General features: G+C 63.9%; 14 protein-coding genes and 1 pseudogene. 7 read left to right on the top strand and 8 right to left on the bottom strand.

The features are described 5' to 3' along the window. Positions 1 to 107 precede the first annotated feature (107 nt). From EDF48_RS17260 to EDF48_RS17255, 3 genes and pseudogenes are all read left to right on the top strand, one after another. The gene (locus EDF48_RS17260; protein ID WP_207913291.1) at positions 108 to 851 is read left to right on the top strand and encodes a DUF3800 domain-containing protein; all 744 of its coding nucleotides are present in this window, start codon (positions 108 to 110) and stop codon (positions 849 to 851) included. A 141-nt stretch (positions 852 to 992) separates the two neighbouring features. Further along, positions 993 to 1,241: pseudogene (locus EDF48_RS19490) on the top strand (recombinase family protein); the annotation flags it as partial. A gap of 120 nt (positions 1,242 to 1,361) precedes the next feature. After that, on the top strand, positions 1,362 to 2,483 hold the full coding sequence (locus tag EDF48_RS17255; protein WP_243698134.1) for an exodeoxyribonuclease VII large subunit: 1,122 nt from the start codon (positions 1,362 to 1,364) through the stop codon (positions 2,481 to 2,483). Positions 2,484 to 2,662: 179 nt separating this feature from the next. On the opposite strand, the gene EDF48_RS17250 is transcribed toward EDF48_RS17255, so the two are convergent. Beyond that, positions 2,663 to 2,980: a hypothetical protein gene (locus EDF48_RS17250; protein ID WP_131881518.1), complete on the bottom strand. Its 318-nt coding sequence runs from the start codon at positions 2,978 to 2,980 to the stop codon at positions 2,663 to 2,665. Positions 2,981 to 3,071: 91 nt separating this feature from the next. After that, positions 3,072 to 3,404: a hypothetical protein gene (locus tag EDF48_RS17245; RefSeq protein ID WP_131881516.1), complete on the bottom strand. Its 333-nt coding sequence runs from the start codon at positions 3,402 to 3,404 to the stop codon at positions 3,072 to 3,074. A 314-nt stretch (positions 3,405 to 3,718) separates the two neighbouring features. Between EDF48_RS17245 and EDF48_RS17240 the strand changes: the two genes are divergently transcribed. Continuing rightward, positions 3,719 to 4,777 (top strand): IS30 family transposase, encoded by a 1,059-nt coding sequence (locus EDF48_RS17240; RefSeq protein ID WP_347812853.1) that lies wholly within the window; start codon positions 3,719 to 3,721, stop codon positions 4,775 to 4,777. On the opposite strand, the gene EDF48_RS17235 is transcribed toward EDF48_RS17240, so the two are convergent. Together EDF48_RS17235 and EDF48_RS17230 are read right to left on the bottom strand one after the other, a co-directional pair. Beyond that, positions 4,760 to 5,233 (bottom strand): GNAT family N-acetyltransferase, encoded by a 474-nt coding sequence (locus tag EDF48_RS17235; RefSeq protein ID WP_207913290.1) that lies wholly within the window; start codon positions 5,231 to 5,233, stop codon positions 4,760 to 4,762. The genes EDF48_RS17240 and EDF48_RS17235 overlap by 18 nt on opposite strands. 468 nt (positions 5,234 to 5,701) lie before the next feature. After that, positions 5,702 to 6,379 (bottom strand): NAD(P)H-binding protein, encoded by a 678-nt coding sequence (locus EDF48_RS17230; protein ID WP_131881514.1) that lies wholly within the window; start codon positions 6,377 to 6,379, stop codon positions 5,702 to 5,704. Between the two features lie 127 nt (positions 6,380 to 6,506). Between EDF48_RS17230 and EDF48_RS17225 the strand changes: the two genes are divergently transcribed. Continuing rightward, complete coding sequence (locus EDF48_RS17225; protein WP_207913289.1) at positions 6,507 to 7,109, top strand: TetR/AcrR family transcriptional regulator; 603 nt, start codon at positions 6,507 to 6,509, stop codon at positions 7,107 to 7,109. A gap of 38 nt (positions 7,110 to 7,147) precedes the next feature. Here EDF48_RS17225 and EDF48_RS17220 read toward each other — a convergent pair whose 3' ends face one another. Both EDF48_RS17220 and EDF48_RS17215 read right to left on the bottom strand, forming a co-directional pair. Then, positions 7,148 to 8,311 carry an MFS transporter gene (locus tag EDF48_RS17220; protein ID WP_165932450.1) on the bottom strand — a complete coding sequence of 388 codons (1,164 nt, stop codon included), beginning with the start codon at positions 8,309 to 8,311 and terminating at the stop codon, positions 7,148 to 7,150. Between the two features lie 220 nt (positions 8,312 to 8,531). After that, positions 8,532 to 9,197 (bottom strand): recombinase family protein, encoded by a 666-nt coding sequence (locus tag EDF48_RS17215; RefSeq protein WP_243698133.1) that lies wholly within the window; start codon positions 9,195 to 9,197, stop codon positions 8,532 to 8,534. Positions 9,198 to 9,338: 141 nt separating this feature from the next. Between EDF48_RS17215 and EDF48_RS17210 the strand changes: the two genes are divergently transcribed. Next, positions 9,339 to 12,185 (top strand): TrlF family AAA-like ATPase, encoded by a 2,847-nt coding sequence (locus EDF48_RS17210; protein ID WP_131881508.1) that lies wholly within the window; start codon positions 9,339 to 9,341, stop codon positions 12,183 to 12,185. A gap of 86 nt (positions 12,186 to 12,271) precedes the next feature. Here EDF48_RS17210 and EDF48_RS17205 read toward each other — a convergent pair whose 3' ends face one another. Then, positions 12,272 to 12,616: an Lsr2 family protein gene (locus EDF48_RS17205; protein ID WP_131881627.1), complete on the bottom strand. Its 345-nt coding sequence runs from the start codon at positions 12,614 to 12,616 to the stop codon at positions 12,272 to 12,274. A gap of 367 nt (positions 12,617 to 12,983) precedes the next feature. Here EDF48_RS17205 and EDF48_RS17200 point away from each other — a divergent pair, with 367 nt between their 5' ends. Next, the gene (locus tag EDF48_RS17200; RefSeq protein ID WP_131881506.1) at positions 12,984 to 13,334 is read left to right on the top strand and encodes a cupin domain-containing protein; all 351 of its coding nucleotides are present in this window, start codon (positions 12,984 to 12,986) and stop codon (positions 13,332 to 13,334) included. Positions 13,335 to 13,342: 8 nt separating this feature from the next. On the opposite strand, the gene EDF48_RS17195 is transcribed toward EDF48_RS17200, so the two are convergent. Continuing rightward, positions 13,343 to 13,949: GNAT family N-acetyltransferase (locus tag EDF48_RS17195; protein ID WP_131881504.1), on the bottom strand; the 607-nt coding region annotated here is incomplete at its 5' end.

Raw genomic sequence — 13,949 nt, 5'->3', positions numbered from 1 at the left:
GACGAAGGATGTGGCCGGCTTCCCTGGCTTGTAGCATCCTCGGCCCAGCGAATAGGGGAGCGACAGGGCGCGACGTTCGCCATACTCGTGGGGTGCACCTTTGTTACGTGGACGACTCGGGGGATTCGAAGCACGGTGTGACGCTCACCGGGCTGCTCGTGGAGGACGCGCACTGGTCCACGGTGCTGAACGCATGGCTAGAGGGTCGTCGCGCGATTCATCGCGAGTTCGGTGTGCCGAAGACTGCCGAGCTGCATGCGACGAAGCTCTACAAGGGTCGGGGGGAGTACTGCGAAACGACCAAGCAAAATGCCCGGTTCGGGACTTCAAGCCGGGCGGCGGCGGCGCGGATCATGCTTTCCACTCTCGCGAAGCACGCGCAGTTCGAAGTGTTCACCATCGGCGTGCGCGACGTGTCGAAGCCGGTAGCGTACGCCCGCTTTATCGCGTGGCTCGAAGACTGGGCGGATCGTGCTGACACGCAGGTGATGGTGATGTACGACGGCCAGCAGGGGCTGGGCAATCCAGGTGAGGAGCTCACTGCCCCGCGGGACCGAGAGTTGTGGGAGAGAGCGCTCCGTGACGCCGCTCCGTACCGAGAAGTTCACCGTTCCCTCGAGATTGGCCAGCGCCGAATCATCGAGGACGTGGTGATGCAGGACAGCCGGTACAGCCAGCTCATCCAGGCCGCGGATCTCATCGCGTATGGCGCCTACCAAAAGCATCGGCAGGAACACCCGGATATCTGGGGCAGCAAGGGGAAGCCGGTTGAAGGAGCGATCGTCGCGTACATGCAGCTCGCCACCCGATGGGCAGCAGGGTCAGATTTTGGCGTCCACTGGCTGGACTAACGCAAGAACCCCCAGCCAAGGCCGGGGGTTCGCGGGGTGCAAGACCCCTTGGTCGACCACAAAGATCGCATAGGGCCTTGCGTCGATGACTGTACCAAGGCTCTCTCGGCTCCGCAACGGCAGGCTCGCGCAGGTGTAACCACGACGTCTCCGGGTGGCCGGCTGGTGTTTCACGTGTTCGCGGCGTTGGCGGAGTTCGAACGGAACCTCATCAAGGAACGCACCCACGCCGGCCTCGCGGCAGCGCGTGCTCGTGGACGGACTGGTGGGCGTCCGCCGCGACTGTCGGCGGATCAGGTGCGGACGGCCAAGCGCTTGTATGAGCAGCGGGACATGACGGTCGCGCAGATCGGGGACGTGCTTGGGGTCAGCCGGACGACGGTGTATCGGACGCTGAGACGCGAGGTCGAGCCGGTGGCGGGGCGGCGCGGCAAGATATCTCCGTCTCGAGGGACTGGCGAACATTGGCGCCGTCGCGGTGGTGGTGGGGTCGGTTACGGTGGTTTGCCGGTGAGTATCGGCGACACGACGGGGGCAGATGTGGGCGATTTCCAGGCGTTCCGGCCGGATCCGCAGGCGTTGCAACAGCAGTTCGCGCAGTCGCGTGCTGCTGTTGCTGCCGAGTTGGCGCGAGCGGGCCGTAACACTCCAACTAGACCGGGAGATGTCGAGCCGTATGTCACTGAACGAGTGTTGAGCGAGCAACTGCCGGAGGTGATCTCGCGTGTGTATGTGGTGACTGGGCACCAGTCGGAAGCGTTCGACGATTTCTATGGTGCGTTGGCACAAGCGCAGCGGCCCATGGTGGAGCGGCGCTCTGTGTCGTTGGGGACGGCGGACACTCCTGCTGAGATCGCGGCGACGTTGTCTGCTATCCCGTCGGCTTCCAATCATGTGGTCGTGTTGGTGCGGGGCGGCGGGAGCCGCGGGGAAGATCTGTGGGCGTTTGACCATCCAAATGTGGTGAACGCGATCATCGAAGCACGCAACCCGATCCTCACGGCGCTCGGGCATCGCGGCAACGTGTTTTGGGCCGATCACGTCGCCACGGCGTCGATGCCGGTCCCTGGAATGCTCGGCCAGGCCATGCGTGTCGCGCTCAGGCAGCGGTACTTCGCAGCTCAGAAACCCCGGCTGAACGCAGCACCCAAGACAGCGGCACCGCAGCCGCGCCGGAGTACCCCGACGCGACCCACGTACCGAGCGTCGTCGCCTCGACATGGACGGGCGGAGCGACCAGCTGCGTCAGCCTCGCCATTCCAGGCGCCCGCACCGGTGTACCCAACCCAGCCGGCACGGCCTGTCCCGATGTTTGCCCCGGGACGGCAGCCACCTCCCCGGCAATGGACCTGGGGCGCAACCTCGATACGCCGACCTCGAGGGTTCGGAGTCGCCTCGCTGGTGCTGGGCTTGATCTCCGCGTTCGCCGCTGGCGGGTTCCTCATCCTGCCGATCGTCGGTCTCGTGCTCGGAATGATCGATCTTCGCCGGCGCCCACGAAAGGCAGCGATCGCTGGCGTGATCATCAACAGCTTGGTGCTTGTCGGGATGGTTTTATCGCTCCTCCTCCTCGTCGCGGCCGGCATGAACACGCCATCACCAAGCCCGATCCCGAGCTCTCCGACGGGCTGAGCGGTCGTCCGTGCGAGATCGTGCTTGCTCCTTCCCCTGCCGCGTGATCCACAGCAGGTAAGACGGCCGGTGAGTTCGGGGCCCACCTGGCTTGTCCGCCTACGGCTCAGCTCACACGCCACGACTACCACCGACGCTTTGGCGGATGTACCGGTGAGGGATCGGCTACCGGTCGTGAGTCACTCCAGGAGCGATTGCACCGCGTTCCAGAGGTCCATCTGCTTCCCGCTGGAGAAGAGCGCTCCAGCCTTCTTGAATCGGTAGGTCGTAGCGCCCGGCATTCCCGCCCCGAGTAGACGCACATGACCCACCAGGCGGCCATCCTCTGCGCTGGACACATCCCAGTCCGACGGTGAGCTAACAGGAGGGCCCTGACACACGACGAGGTACCTGTGGCCAGCGTCCGTCTCAACCTCGAACTGTTGCACATGGTCCAGGTCCGCATCGCGGCCCTGCTGCTCGCCACGGACGGTCACCAGCCGGATGTTCGCCTGCATACCCGAAGGATCCCACCAAATCCCGTGCGCGCCCGGTCAACGATCGATCACCGGACGTCCTGACCGGGCCACTGCGTCGACCAGGTCGACATCACGGTAGGTCGTGAGGCCCTCTGAGCTGACCCCATCCGAATCGGCTCTCCGCGATGAAGTCCTGGAGATCACTCTGCACGTTGCGAACGAGGGCGTCGAGACCGTCCTCGACCCACAAACCGCCGGACCAACCGCGTTCGCGCATGATGCGCCAGCGGACCACGGCGCTGTTCTGCTCGACGAGATCGTCCCCGTCCAGCGCTGAGCCGGTGACGTCGTCGATCGGCAGGATGTCCAGCGTGAGCGTCGCGAGCTCAGGGGTCGTGAGCATGACCTGGAACATCGGCCGCAGCAGGGCGATGACTTCTGACACCTCGAGGATCTCGTCCACCCCTCGAAGCTAATGCCTGCAACCAGCGGAGGCTCTGTGTGCTCCGGACGGACAGCTCATGCCCGTCGGTGATCCGCGCGACCCGCACGACGGTAACGAGGTGCTCATACGATCATCGCGACCGCAGGGAGGTCTCGTCCCTCAGACCAGCCCGTCCGCTTGACGATCCTTGGGTTCAGCCGGTCGTTGCAACACCACCGTGAATCGGAGTGCTGCAGATGGGATCGAGGCTGGAACACCGTGCTCGAGAGGCACGGTTCTGGGAGCTATTGAGACAGGGCCTCGGACGAACGGCGGCCTGTGATGCTGTCGGCGTGGACCGACGTCAGGGATACCGATGGGTCAAAGCAGCCGGCGGACGGAACCCGTTCGCGCACAAGCCCCGCTCGGACCGGTATCTGAGCCAGGAAGAGCGGCTCCAGATCGCGGACCTGCGCCTCAGCGGCGCGAGCGTGCGTGCGATCGCGAAAGCCCTCGGTCGGGCACCATCCACGATCAGCCGAGAGCTGACAAGGAACGCCGCGGCTGGCGGCAGCTACCGGCCGTACTCCGCCGAGAAGCAGTACCGGGCTCGTGCGCGGCGCCCGAAACCGCGGAAGCTGGACCGAGTCGAGCTTGCTCTGCAGGTCGAGCTGCGGTTGGTGCGGAACTGGTCCCCGGAGCAGATCCGTGATGACCTGGCCCGGACGTTCCCTGACCGGCCGGAGATGCACGTGTCGCACGAGACGATCTACCAGTCCCTGTTCGTGCAGGGCCGCGGTCACCTGCGCGCTGACCTGCACACACACCTCCGCACCGGCCGTGCGATCCGTCGGCATCGTGGTGAACCCCGGCGGGCGTCGTGGTCGAAGATCCGCGACATGATCCTGATCAGCGAACGCCCCGCTGAAGCCGACGATCGTGCCGTCGCCGGCCACTGGGAAGGGGACCTGATCGTCGGGATCAACGCCAGGAGCGCGATCGGCACCCTCGTTGAACGCACCACCCGGTACGTGATGCTGCTCCACCTCCCAAACGGACACAGCGCCGACGCGGTCCGTGACGCGATGATCCCCACCATCCAGACCCTTCCCGAGCATCTGCGTCGGTCGTTGACCTGGGATCAGGGCACCGAGCTTGCCCGACACAAAGACATCACCCTCGCCACGGACCTCGCGATCTACTTCTGCGACCCCCACAAACCCTGGCAGCGCGGCTCGAACGAAAACACCAACGGCCTACTCCGCCAGTACTTCCCCAAGTCCACCGACCTCACCGTCCACACCCCGGAACGGCTCCTCGAAGTCGCTGCCGAACTCAACAGCCGACCCCGCAAAACGCTCGGCTACCGCACCCCGGCAGAAGCATTCGAACAGCTACTGCTGTGTCCGTGAAAGGCCGCTGAGGTCGCGAGACCAGGCAACCTCACGTTCGAGTTGCCCAGTTGAGGTGAACAGACGAACCTGCTGCGTTTCGGGAAGGACTGACGCGAGCATGTCGCGGTCTGCGGGAGTGAAACCGAGCTTCTGCCAGAAGGGCCCCGACCGACGCGAGAACAACCATGCTCGCTCAGCGCCGGCGCGAGCGGCCTCCTCCAGCGCGTATCTCGCAAGCCGTGTTCCAGTCCCAGCCGCCCGCATCGATCCCGACACCGCGACGCTTCGAATCAAGGCATGACTGCCATCAGCGCTGAGCTCAAAACCGGTGCTGCCAACAATTCCGGAGTTGGCTCCGCGCTCGATCCAGATCCGCACAGCTGGCGAATCAAGCCCGGCGAGGGTCAGGTCAGCCTCGCGCAAGAACGCCCGCAGCTCGTCGACATCGGCGCTCGTCACAGGGAAGTAGGCCACGACTCATCATTGCGCGCCGACCGCTACTCTGAGGCCTCCACCACCGCCCGTTGCAACGACCACTTGAAACCACCATCCGCTACCCGGACCCTAATTGCCCCTGGCAGTGCCTCAGTGGTCGGAGTCTCGGTCCTCGCACTCCGCGAGCTCGATAAGCCACACCCAGAATCGCCAGGCCAAGGCCGCAGACCACCGCTGCGCGTGCTCGACGTTGTGGCGCCACCGCCTCGCTCCTGACCCGGGCGTAGGAGGACAGCGGCGGACTCGCGAACTCGGTGCCGGCTCGAGCTCGAGCTCCCACCGCGGTACAGAACGATGCGCGATAGTCGCCTCGTCTCTCGATGGGCCACGTGGCAGCCGTCGAGACGATCGACTGACGGGACCGCTTACGGCCGCTGGCCCGTATGGCAACCAGGCATGACGCGCTCGTCACCACAGGGACGGCTGACATTCATCTCCGTTCGTCGCTCAGGCCCTCGCCGTGCCTCCTGCCGATGCGCGGTAGGAGCTGAAGTCGCAGGTGTGGATGGCGGTGGCGTCCATCACTGTCGTAAGGGCGTACGCCGCGCAGTCTCGGAACGTGGCGACGCTGAACGCCTTCTCTGACCGATGCAGCGCGCCCTTCGACGGGCCGTCTCCCCCGATGCCGGCACGGTGGACCATCCACTCGATGTCACCTGCCTCGTCGGTGAGGTACCTCATCACCGCCTCGTTGTCCTCGTGCTGACCGATGTACCCGCGGGCGATGGTGGCCCGGATCAAGCGGAGCGCTGGCGGGAGCCCGACCCCGGGAGCGGCGCTGAGCCCGCCCGCCTGGTAGAGGAATCGGCCGACGCCGTGCCGCCGCATGGCAGGGATGAGCCGCCGGACGAACTCGGTGTTGATCGGACGCTCGCGCTGCGCCGCAGCATCTCCGAGCATCGAGACCACGAAGTCCGCACCGGACACGAGCGCGTCCAGATCCAGGTCCGAGTCCCCCGTGATGGAGCCGCGGACGATCTCCAGATCGGGATGCTCGATCGTGAGCTTCGCCGGCGTCCTAGCCAAGGCCCGCACGCGGTGCCCCTGCTCGAGCGCCAGACGGATGAGGTGCTGCCCGGTCTGGCCCGTCCCGCCGAGCACCACGAAAGTCTTCTGTCGATCCATGTGCATCGTCCTGTCATCGAGCGCACCCCGAGAGGCGCGATCCGGAGACGACGCGTGTGCGCCGTCTCATCAATCTAGGCGGTGACTAGAATCTAGTCAATGCCTAGTCGAGCGTTAGGATCAGGCCATGACGATGCGGCCGTTCCATCACGGGAACCTGCGCGCGGTGCTGCTCGAGCAGGCCGAGGCGATGCTCCGGAAGAACGGAGTCGACGACCTGTCCCTGCGTGAGCTCGCGAGGCAAGCCGGGGTGAGCCACGGCGCTCCGAGGACCCACTTCATCGACCGCCAGGCACTACTGGAAGCTCTCGCCGCGCGCGGCTTCGCCCGACTCACCGACGACGTGCGATCAGCCCTGGCCGGACCAGGGCCGCTCCGCGAGCGGCTCGGCCGCGTGGGGCAGGCATACGTGGACTTCGCCGTCGACGACGCCGCCTTGATGGAACTGATGTTCGCCGCCAAGACGAGCGCTCACGAGGGCCCCGTCCACGACGCCGCGCTCACCTTGTTCAGGGTCCTGGATGAGGCCATGGGCGCGTCTTACGAGTCGGAGGCGGATGGCGGCGCCCGAGAGATGTTCAAGCTCCTGTTCGCGGCCACGATGCAGGGGATCGCAGCGCTCATCGCCTCCCAGCGCATCTCCCGGAAGCAGGGGGACGCGCTGGTGCACGAGGCGATGGACACGATGCTGGAGTCGCGCCTCGGCGCGCAGGCCGTGACCGGGCACTGACGAGCGAGGGCACGAGGCCGCGCCCGGCAGGGGATCTCTCAGTGAGACGTAGGTCGACGCTGGATGCGAGGAACAGCAAGTGCCGATGCGATTGCGACTCCCGTGGCCGATATGACCGCTGCGCAGGCGACGCCTGCCGAGCTACCGATGATGAGGCCGGCCGCAATCGTTCCGAGCGCAGCGCCTCCGACGGCAGCCACGACGATCAGTCCGTACGCGCTGGCGAGCATCCCCGGCTGCACGACGTCGTCGAGCGCGGCGGATAGGAGGATCGTCACGGGGCTCGACAGCGCCCCGGCGATGAACACCAAACCAGCCACGAGCACGAGCTGGCCAGCAACGAGCGCCAGTGCCGCGTACCCGCTCGCGGTTAGAGCCAGAGCAGTGACCAATTGCGACCGTCGACTGCTCGGCAACGGGCGGGCGCCGAAGAGGAGTGCACCAGCCGCTTCTCCGAGCGCCAGAGCCGCCAGCACGGGTCCTGTCAGTCCTCGGCTCCCGACCGCCTGTGCCACTGCAGGCACGATGGCGGTCAGCGATCCCGTCGCCATGCTCACCAGCCCGCTGATCGCGAGGATCCGGCCGAATGTCGCCACGCCGGCCACCGGAAGGGGCGGACCGGAACGGTGCGAGGGTGCGCTTCTTCCAATCGATAACGCCAGCAGGGAGCCAGCGGTCGCGATCACTGCCGCAACGATCACGAAGCTGAGACGTCGAGTCGCTGAGGTCGCGAGGAGGCTCGCCACCACCGGCCCGACGGCGAGTCCCGCTTGGAACGCGACCGAGAGCAGCGCGTAGGCGCCGGTGCGTTCACCGGGCCTCGAGAACGAGCGCGGGATCGACGCTCGAAGTGCCGCAGCCAGGGCCGGGAACGACACCCCGGCTCCAACCAAGAGGACCGGCTGCCACGCCGAACCGGGCGACGCAGCGACCGCGAGCATGACGCCGCAGCTCATGCCCGCACTGGAGCCCACGACCCAACGCGCAGCGATGCGAGCCATCAGCGCCCCCTGGATCGGGACGCCCACCGCATTCGCCAGGCCGAACGCTCCCGCGGCGAAGGCTCCGTCGACCAGGGACGTGCCAGAGGAAAGGATCAGTGACAGCGGGATCATGCCGAGCGCGATAGCCGAGAGGGCAACCGCTCCGATGCCGGCGACGAAGGACCGATTTGCCACGAGACGTCGGTAGACGACAGCCATGAGAGCTCCATGATCGGAGCCCACCCACCCGGGAGACATACTCCCCATCTGCCGGCGAAGCGCCGACAGCGTCGATCGTACGCACGCTGAACCGGTCATGTCGACGTCTCGGTAGCCGGTCGTTCACCGCTACGCGACAGTCGTCGCTCACAACGGGTTCCGTTGCCTACGGCCGCCTGAACAGGGGTATTCCCGTATGCCTGTCCCGCGAAAATGCCCGCTACACACCGACGACGTCGCCAGCGGCTGAATCGGTGGCAGCGGGGGAGATAGGTGTGGCGAGCATCCGGTAGAGAGTTGTGCGGTCGATGCCGAGCCCTCGAGCGACGGTGGTCTTCGGCACGCCGGTGCTGATGAGGCGGCGTGCTTCGGTGATCTGGTCGTCGGTCAGTTTGCGGTTGCGGCCCTTGTACTTGCCCGCAGCCTTTGCAATGCGGATGCCTTCTCGTTGGCGTTCGCGGATGAGGGTGCGTTCGAACTCAGCGAACGCGCCGAGGAGGTTGAGCATGAGCCGGCCGATCGCGTCGTCGGTGTCGCGGCTGTAGGTCTGCTGCTCCTTCACGAACTCGACTGAGGCACCCTTCGCGGTGATCTCGTCGACGATGTCGCGCAAGTCGCCAAGGGAGCGTGCGAGCCGGTCCATCGATGCGACTCGGACGGTGTCGCCGTCCCGGACGTAGCCGATGCAGTCGGCAAGGGCCAAACGGTCGGCGCGTGCACCGCCGGAGATCTTCTCCTCGAACACGCGGTCGACGTCGCCGATGGTCTCGAGTTGCCGGTCGAGGTTCTGATCGACCGAGCTCACCCGAACGTAGGCGACGGTCTGCGTCTTGTGTTGCACCACTCCTAGACCCTCGCACACTCCTGTGGCAGAAGTACGAAACAGCACCCTAGAACCACGCGATTTGACTACTCCCGGCACTGTTGCGTTGGGGTATACCCCAGGACCGCACTACCCCAGGATGGGGGAGCGGTTGGTCGGGACTGCACACCTAAGCTGACTCGAGAGAATCAATGAGGAGTGCTCGTGAGTAAGTGGTGGAAGTGCGATCTGCAGGTTGCTACCCCCGGGGAAGCTCGATTTAGGGGTGAGTCGACATGGAATCTTGAAACGCCGGAAGGGCGGCGAGCTGCTGCAGACGACTACATGCAGCGCGCGGCGGCCGTTGGGCTCGAAGTCCTCGTACTCGCTGACCACAACAGTGTGGATTGGGCAGACGAGATGATTGAGGCCGGACGTCGAGTTGGCATTACGGTGTTCCCTGGCTTTGAAGTTACAACCGCTACCGGATCAGACGGCGCGCATCTGGTCGTATTTGCGGACCCAACGACGCCGGTTACGTCTTTGGGGGAACTGCTAATATCGGCCTGCGGCTTTGGAGTGGACTACCCCAAATTCAACCCTGGCCAGGAGGGTATTCCGGCGTCGGCGCCGAAGACAATGCCTCAAATTCTGGACGGCCTCGATAATCGATTCCTGGCAATTGCGCCGCACATCTTCACCGATAACGGAATCGGTAGTAAGAATACGGTTCAAGGTGACTTGCGCTGGAAAGTTCTCCACCATGACCGCCTTGGCGCTGTCGATGTAGGCAACGTCGATTTCGAAATTGCCGGGGATCCACCTCCCAAAGCGTCATATCGTCAGCGATTTATCAGGCGCGAACTCGATAGCTTGCCGGGTCTTCGGCGCTTGCCATTCATAGCAACTAGTGACACGTACGCTCTTGAAAATCTAGGGAGTCGATTCACGTGGATACGCATGGAGACCCCGACGCTGGAAGCAATCCGACAGGCGTTCCTTGACTATGAAGCTCGTGTCATATGCGATTGGGATTCACGTTACGCGGGAACTGAAAAAACGCCCAATGATGTCTCGCATGCTTGGGTGAAACAGCTGACAATCACGGGAGCAAGCTCGACGAAGGACCCCGTTAATGTGAGCTTTGATCCACGACTGACGGTCATCATCGGCGGAAGAGGCGCTGGGAAATCGACTGTAGTTGCTGGCCTCCGGCATCTCTATGGCGATATTGATGCGCTGCCGATCCAGGCCAGGCGAGAGGCGGAACAACTTCGATCAGCCGTGTTCTCAACGGCAGTACTCACTTCGACGCATGTGCTGCCATTCAGTGCGGAAGAGCAAACAGGGTCTTGGACATTAGCCGGCGGTTCAATGACCGTTCGGGGTGACGGCGTCTCGACGCCCACCGAATTCCCCGTCCGGGTGATCAGTCAAAAAGAGCTCTTCGAGCGTGCGGCCGTGAGTGAAGATGGCGCGGATTCGACCTCGAGGAACCTACTCAAATTAGTAGACGACGCCCTCTCAGCGAGTGGGCATCTCGCTCTAGCGAGGTTCTCCCAGCAGTTAGATGAGCGGCGAACTTCTTGGGTGGGTGCCGCCCGGCAAGCCCAGACCGAGCGAGAGGCTGTTCAAGCACGCCCTGGCCTTTTCGAGGCTGTTCAGGAGCTGGAGCGCCAGGTTGCCGCTTTCGACGACGACGCAAATCGCGTTCGGAGAACGGCCAACGATCGTGCGGATCGGGAAGCTAAGTGGCTTGATTCGCATCATAGCTCGCTCAGTAATGCCCTTGAAGAAGTTGGTGCGGAGGTTGAGAACCAACTGGCTGTCACTGAGTCGCATCTTCCTGCCGAAACGGACCAGTTTAGTGAGGATGCGAGGGAGCATCTTCGTCGCCTTGCTGCGGTCAAGCAGAGTTTAAAGGCTGAACTGGATTCTTCGATCGCAAGAGCCGTACGCGACGTGAATGAGCTTATTCGTCAGCTACAAGAGTCGCCCTGGGCAGAACGCATCGCAGATGCTCGGAGAGACGGTATTCAGTACGTAGCCGAGTTGGCTCAGCTTGGTCTGGATCCCTCTGCGTACGAAGCTGTACGTGCCTCGTTGGCGGCGAAGCAATCAGAACTTGCAGAAGTTGATCGACGCATACAGGCGCTACCCGAGTTAGAAGAAGGCGTGACGAAGCGTTGGGCTGAACTTGCATCTCTGTTGGAAAGTCGGTTCTCCGACCGTTCGTCCCTTCTAAATACGGTGTCAAAGCGCAGCTCTGTCCTACGGTTCCAGATGCGGCGTCGTGCTGACCTCGGATCCTGGGTCGACGCTGTCCGCGCTCTTCTGAATCTTCGTGCGGACGGCTTCATCGACGATGTCCCTGCTCTCGCGGAGTGGTTGTGGGTCGAAGAGCCCGCCGCACAGAATGTCCGCTTCGCTCTATGGCAGTCGGCGTGCATAAGCGGAGACTTCTCCGCCGTTGCAGCAGAAGCTAATTTGCGAGCTACGTGGGTTCAGCGCCTTGCTAACGTCGATCCGTTAGTCCGCGTCCGGCTGGCAGCTGAGGTTGCCGACGACTCCGTCAAGATGGAGTTCTTGCGTTACGGACATTCAACATCGGGCGTGGAGCGCTGGGAGCCGCTTCTCGCTGGATCGCCTGGGCAGAGAAGCGCTGCAATGTTGAGCTTTGTCCTGCATCAAGGAAACGAACCGTTGGTTTTGGATCAGCCAGAAGACGATCTCGATACCGAATGGATTTCAGAACTGGTGGTTCGCCAACTACGCGCTAGCAGATGGGTCCGACAAGTCATCGTGGTGACTCACAACGCTAATATTCCAGTGAATGCGGACGCGGAGCGTGTTGTGGTGTTGGAGAACGCTGCCGATTCGATCCGGGTCCGCACAACGGTGCACGGCAATGACGTTGCTGAGCATGCCGGAGCACTGGAGAATGTTCTCGTGCGCGCTGATATCCAACGCATCATGGAAGGTGGAGTGGAAGCTTTCGTGCGCCGAGAGCGACGCTACAATAATGAAGTGAACTCATATCGCCTTGCGTTGCAAGAGGTATCTGAGAAGTAAACTGACATAAGAGCGCCGGATCGGCGTGAACGAGAACAGCCGGCCACCCCGAGGGGTGACCGGCTGCTTTCGTTGGGGGAGCGGCCTCAGTGTGCGGCGTCGTACGCGTCGCGAACAGCCTGGCTGATGCGGCCACGGGAAGAGACCTCGTGGCCGTTCGCGTTGGCCCATTCGCGGATCTTCGCGAGGTCTTCCGAGTTACCGCGCTTCGGCGCGCTGCCGGCAGTGGTGCGGCCGGAGCGGCCCGTGATCTTGCGTGCGGCGGCGATGTAGTCGGAGAACGCTTCGCGGAACGCGTCGGCGTTGTCGTCGGTGAGGTCGATTTCGTAGTGGCCGCCGTCGAAGCCGAACGTGATGGTGCGGCCGTGGCCGTCTTCGATGGTGTCGCCGGTGAGGTCGTCGACGAGGTGTGTGGTGACTTTCTGCGCCATGGTGGAGGTCGCCTTCCGCTTGGGGGTCATCTCCACCCTGGCATAGCTGATCCCGTAGAACACTTCGTTGGTTCTTCTTTGCCCTGCACGGTCGGGCAGACTGGGCAGTGATGTCTGATTCGTCGCCAGCCGGATCTGGGTATGCCGCTGCTCTTGCCGAGCTGACGCGGCAAGTGCATGCGGCTCGGTTCACGGCGCAGCGCCGCGTGAACACAGAATTCATCCGCCTCTACTGGGGGATCGGGACGACGATCCTGCAGCGTCAAGGCGTTCGGTCTACGGACAGCCTCGAGCGATCTTTTGGCCGTACCCGCTTAGGTCCAGGACGCTCCTCGGGAGGGCCGGTTAGTCCTGGCAGACTGCGGCTATGACTGAATCGCCCATCACTCGATCGACTCTTCTCGACCAGGCTATCGGCGGCAGCATGGACGTATCGCACGTCGAGGTGCGCCGAATCTCGATCGCGGCCGGCACGACGGGTGGCGCCCATGTTCACAACGGCCCTGTGTTCGGGACCATCGAGAAGGGGTCGGTCACTTTCCAAATCGGCGACGAGGCAGAGACCACTCTCCGCGCGGGTGATGTCTTCTACGAGCCGGCGGAGGTCGTCATCTCCAAGTTCGACACCACGAGCGAGGACCTCGTGTTCCTCGGCTACTTCCTCCTCGCGGAGGGATCAGCGCCTGAGATCAAGTCCCGGCACAGGGCTGACCGGTAGTGGATCGGTTAACGAGTCGGGCTGTCGGGTTCGGGGAGCTGCCGGATCCATCGTTCTTCGTTGAGTCCGGTTCCTGGGTCGAGCTGCCGCCTGCCGATGCGCTCGAATCCGTGCTTCGCGTAGAAGCGCTGGGCGCGCAGATTGAACGAGAACACGAGCAGGTGTGCGTCGTCTTCGCTGATCGCGGCTTGGAGGAGATTCGACGCCAGCCCTGTTCCGTGTGAGCCCTGATCGACGTACAGGGTTGATAGTTCGAGCGCGGGAAGGCCGTGCCGTGCTTCGGATGAGTGCGTCGTGCTGGCGACGCCGAGGAGCCGGCCGCTGGCCGACTCCGCCACGAACACGCGCCGGCTTCCGCCACGGATGCGCTCCGCCCAGCGTCCGGTTCCCGGCTGGGCGGCCCTGGCGTCGAGGAACGAGTCCGGGACGACGCCGCGGTACGTCTGCTCCCATGCACGCATCTGGAACAGTCCGATCGCTTCAGCGTCCCGGACGGTTGCTCGGCGGATGTTTGCCATCTTGTGGGCAGCTTCGCTCCGTGTCGTCGGAATCGCTTCCTTCGGTGTCGGGACGTCGCGGGTGCGCGAGACGGCCCGCGTGACTTGGGGTTCGGGT

The sequence above is a fragment of the Curtobacterium sp. PhB191 genome, assembly GCF_004346515.1.
Lineage (GTDB): Bacteria > Actinomycetota > Actinomycetes > Actinomycetales > Microbacteriaceae > Curtobacterium.
The sequence above is the reverse complement of the archived record's forward strand: the minus strand, read 5'-3'. Positions and strand labels throughout refer to the sequence as shown.

Coding starts and splice junctions, on each gene's coding strand:
- EDF48_RS17250 (WP_131881518.1), bottom strand. CDS start 2,980: ATGCAGGCGAACATCCGGCTGGTGACCGTCCGTGGCGAGCAGCAGGGC.
- EDF48_RS17230 (WP_131881514.1), bottom strand. CDS start 6,379: ATGGATCGACAGAAGACTTTCGTGGTGCTCGGCGGGACGGGCCAGACC.
- EDF48_RS17225 (WP_207913289.1), top strand. CDS start 6,507: ATGACGATGCGGCCGTTCCATCACGGGAACCTGCGCGCGGTGCTGCTC.
- EDF48_RS17220 (WP_165932450.1), bottom strand. CDS start 8,311: ATGGCTGTCGTCTACCGACGTCTCGTGGCAAATCGGTCCTTCGTCGCC.
- EDF48_RS17205 (WP_131881627.1), bottom strand. CDS start 12,616: ATGGCGCAGAAAGTCACCACACACCTCGTCGACGACCTCACCGGCGAC.
- EDF48_RS17200 (WP_131881506.1), top strand. CDS start 12,984: ATGACTGAATCGCCCATCACTCGATCGACTCTTCTCGACCAGGCTATC.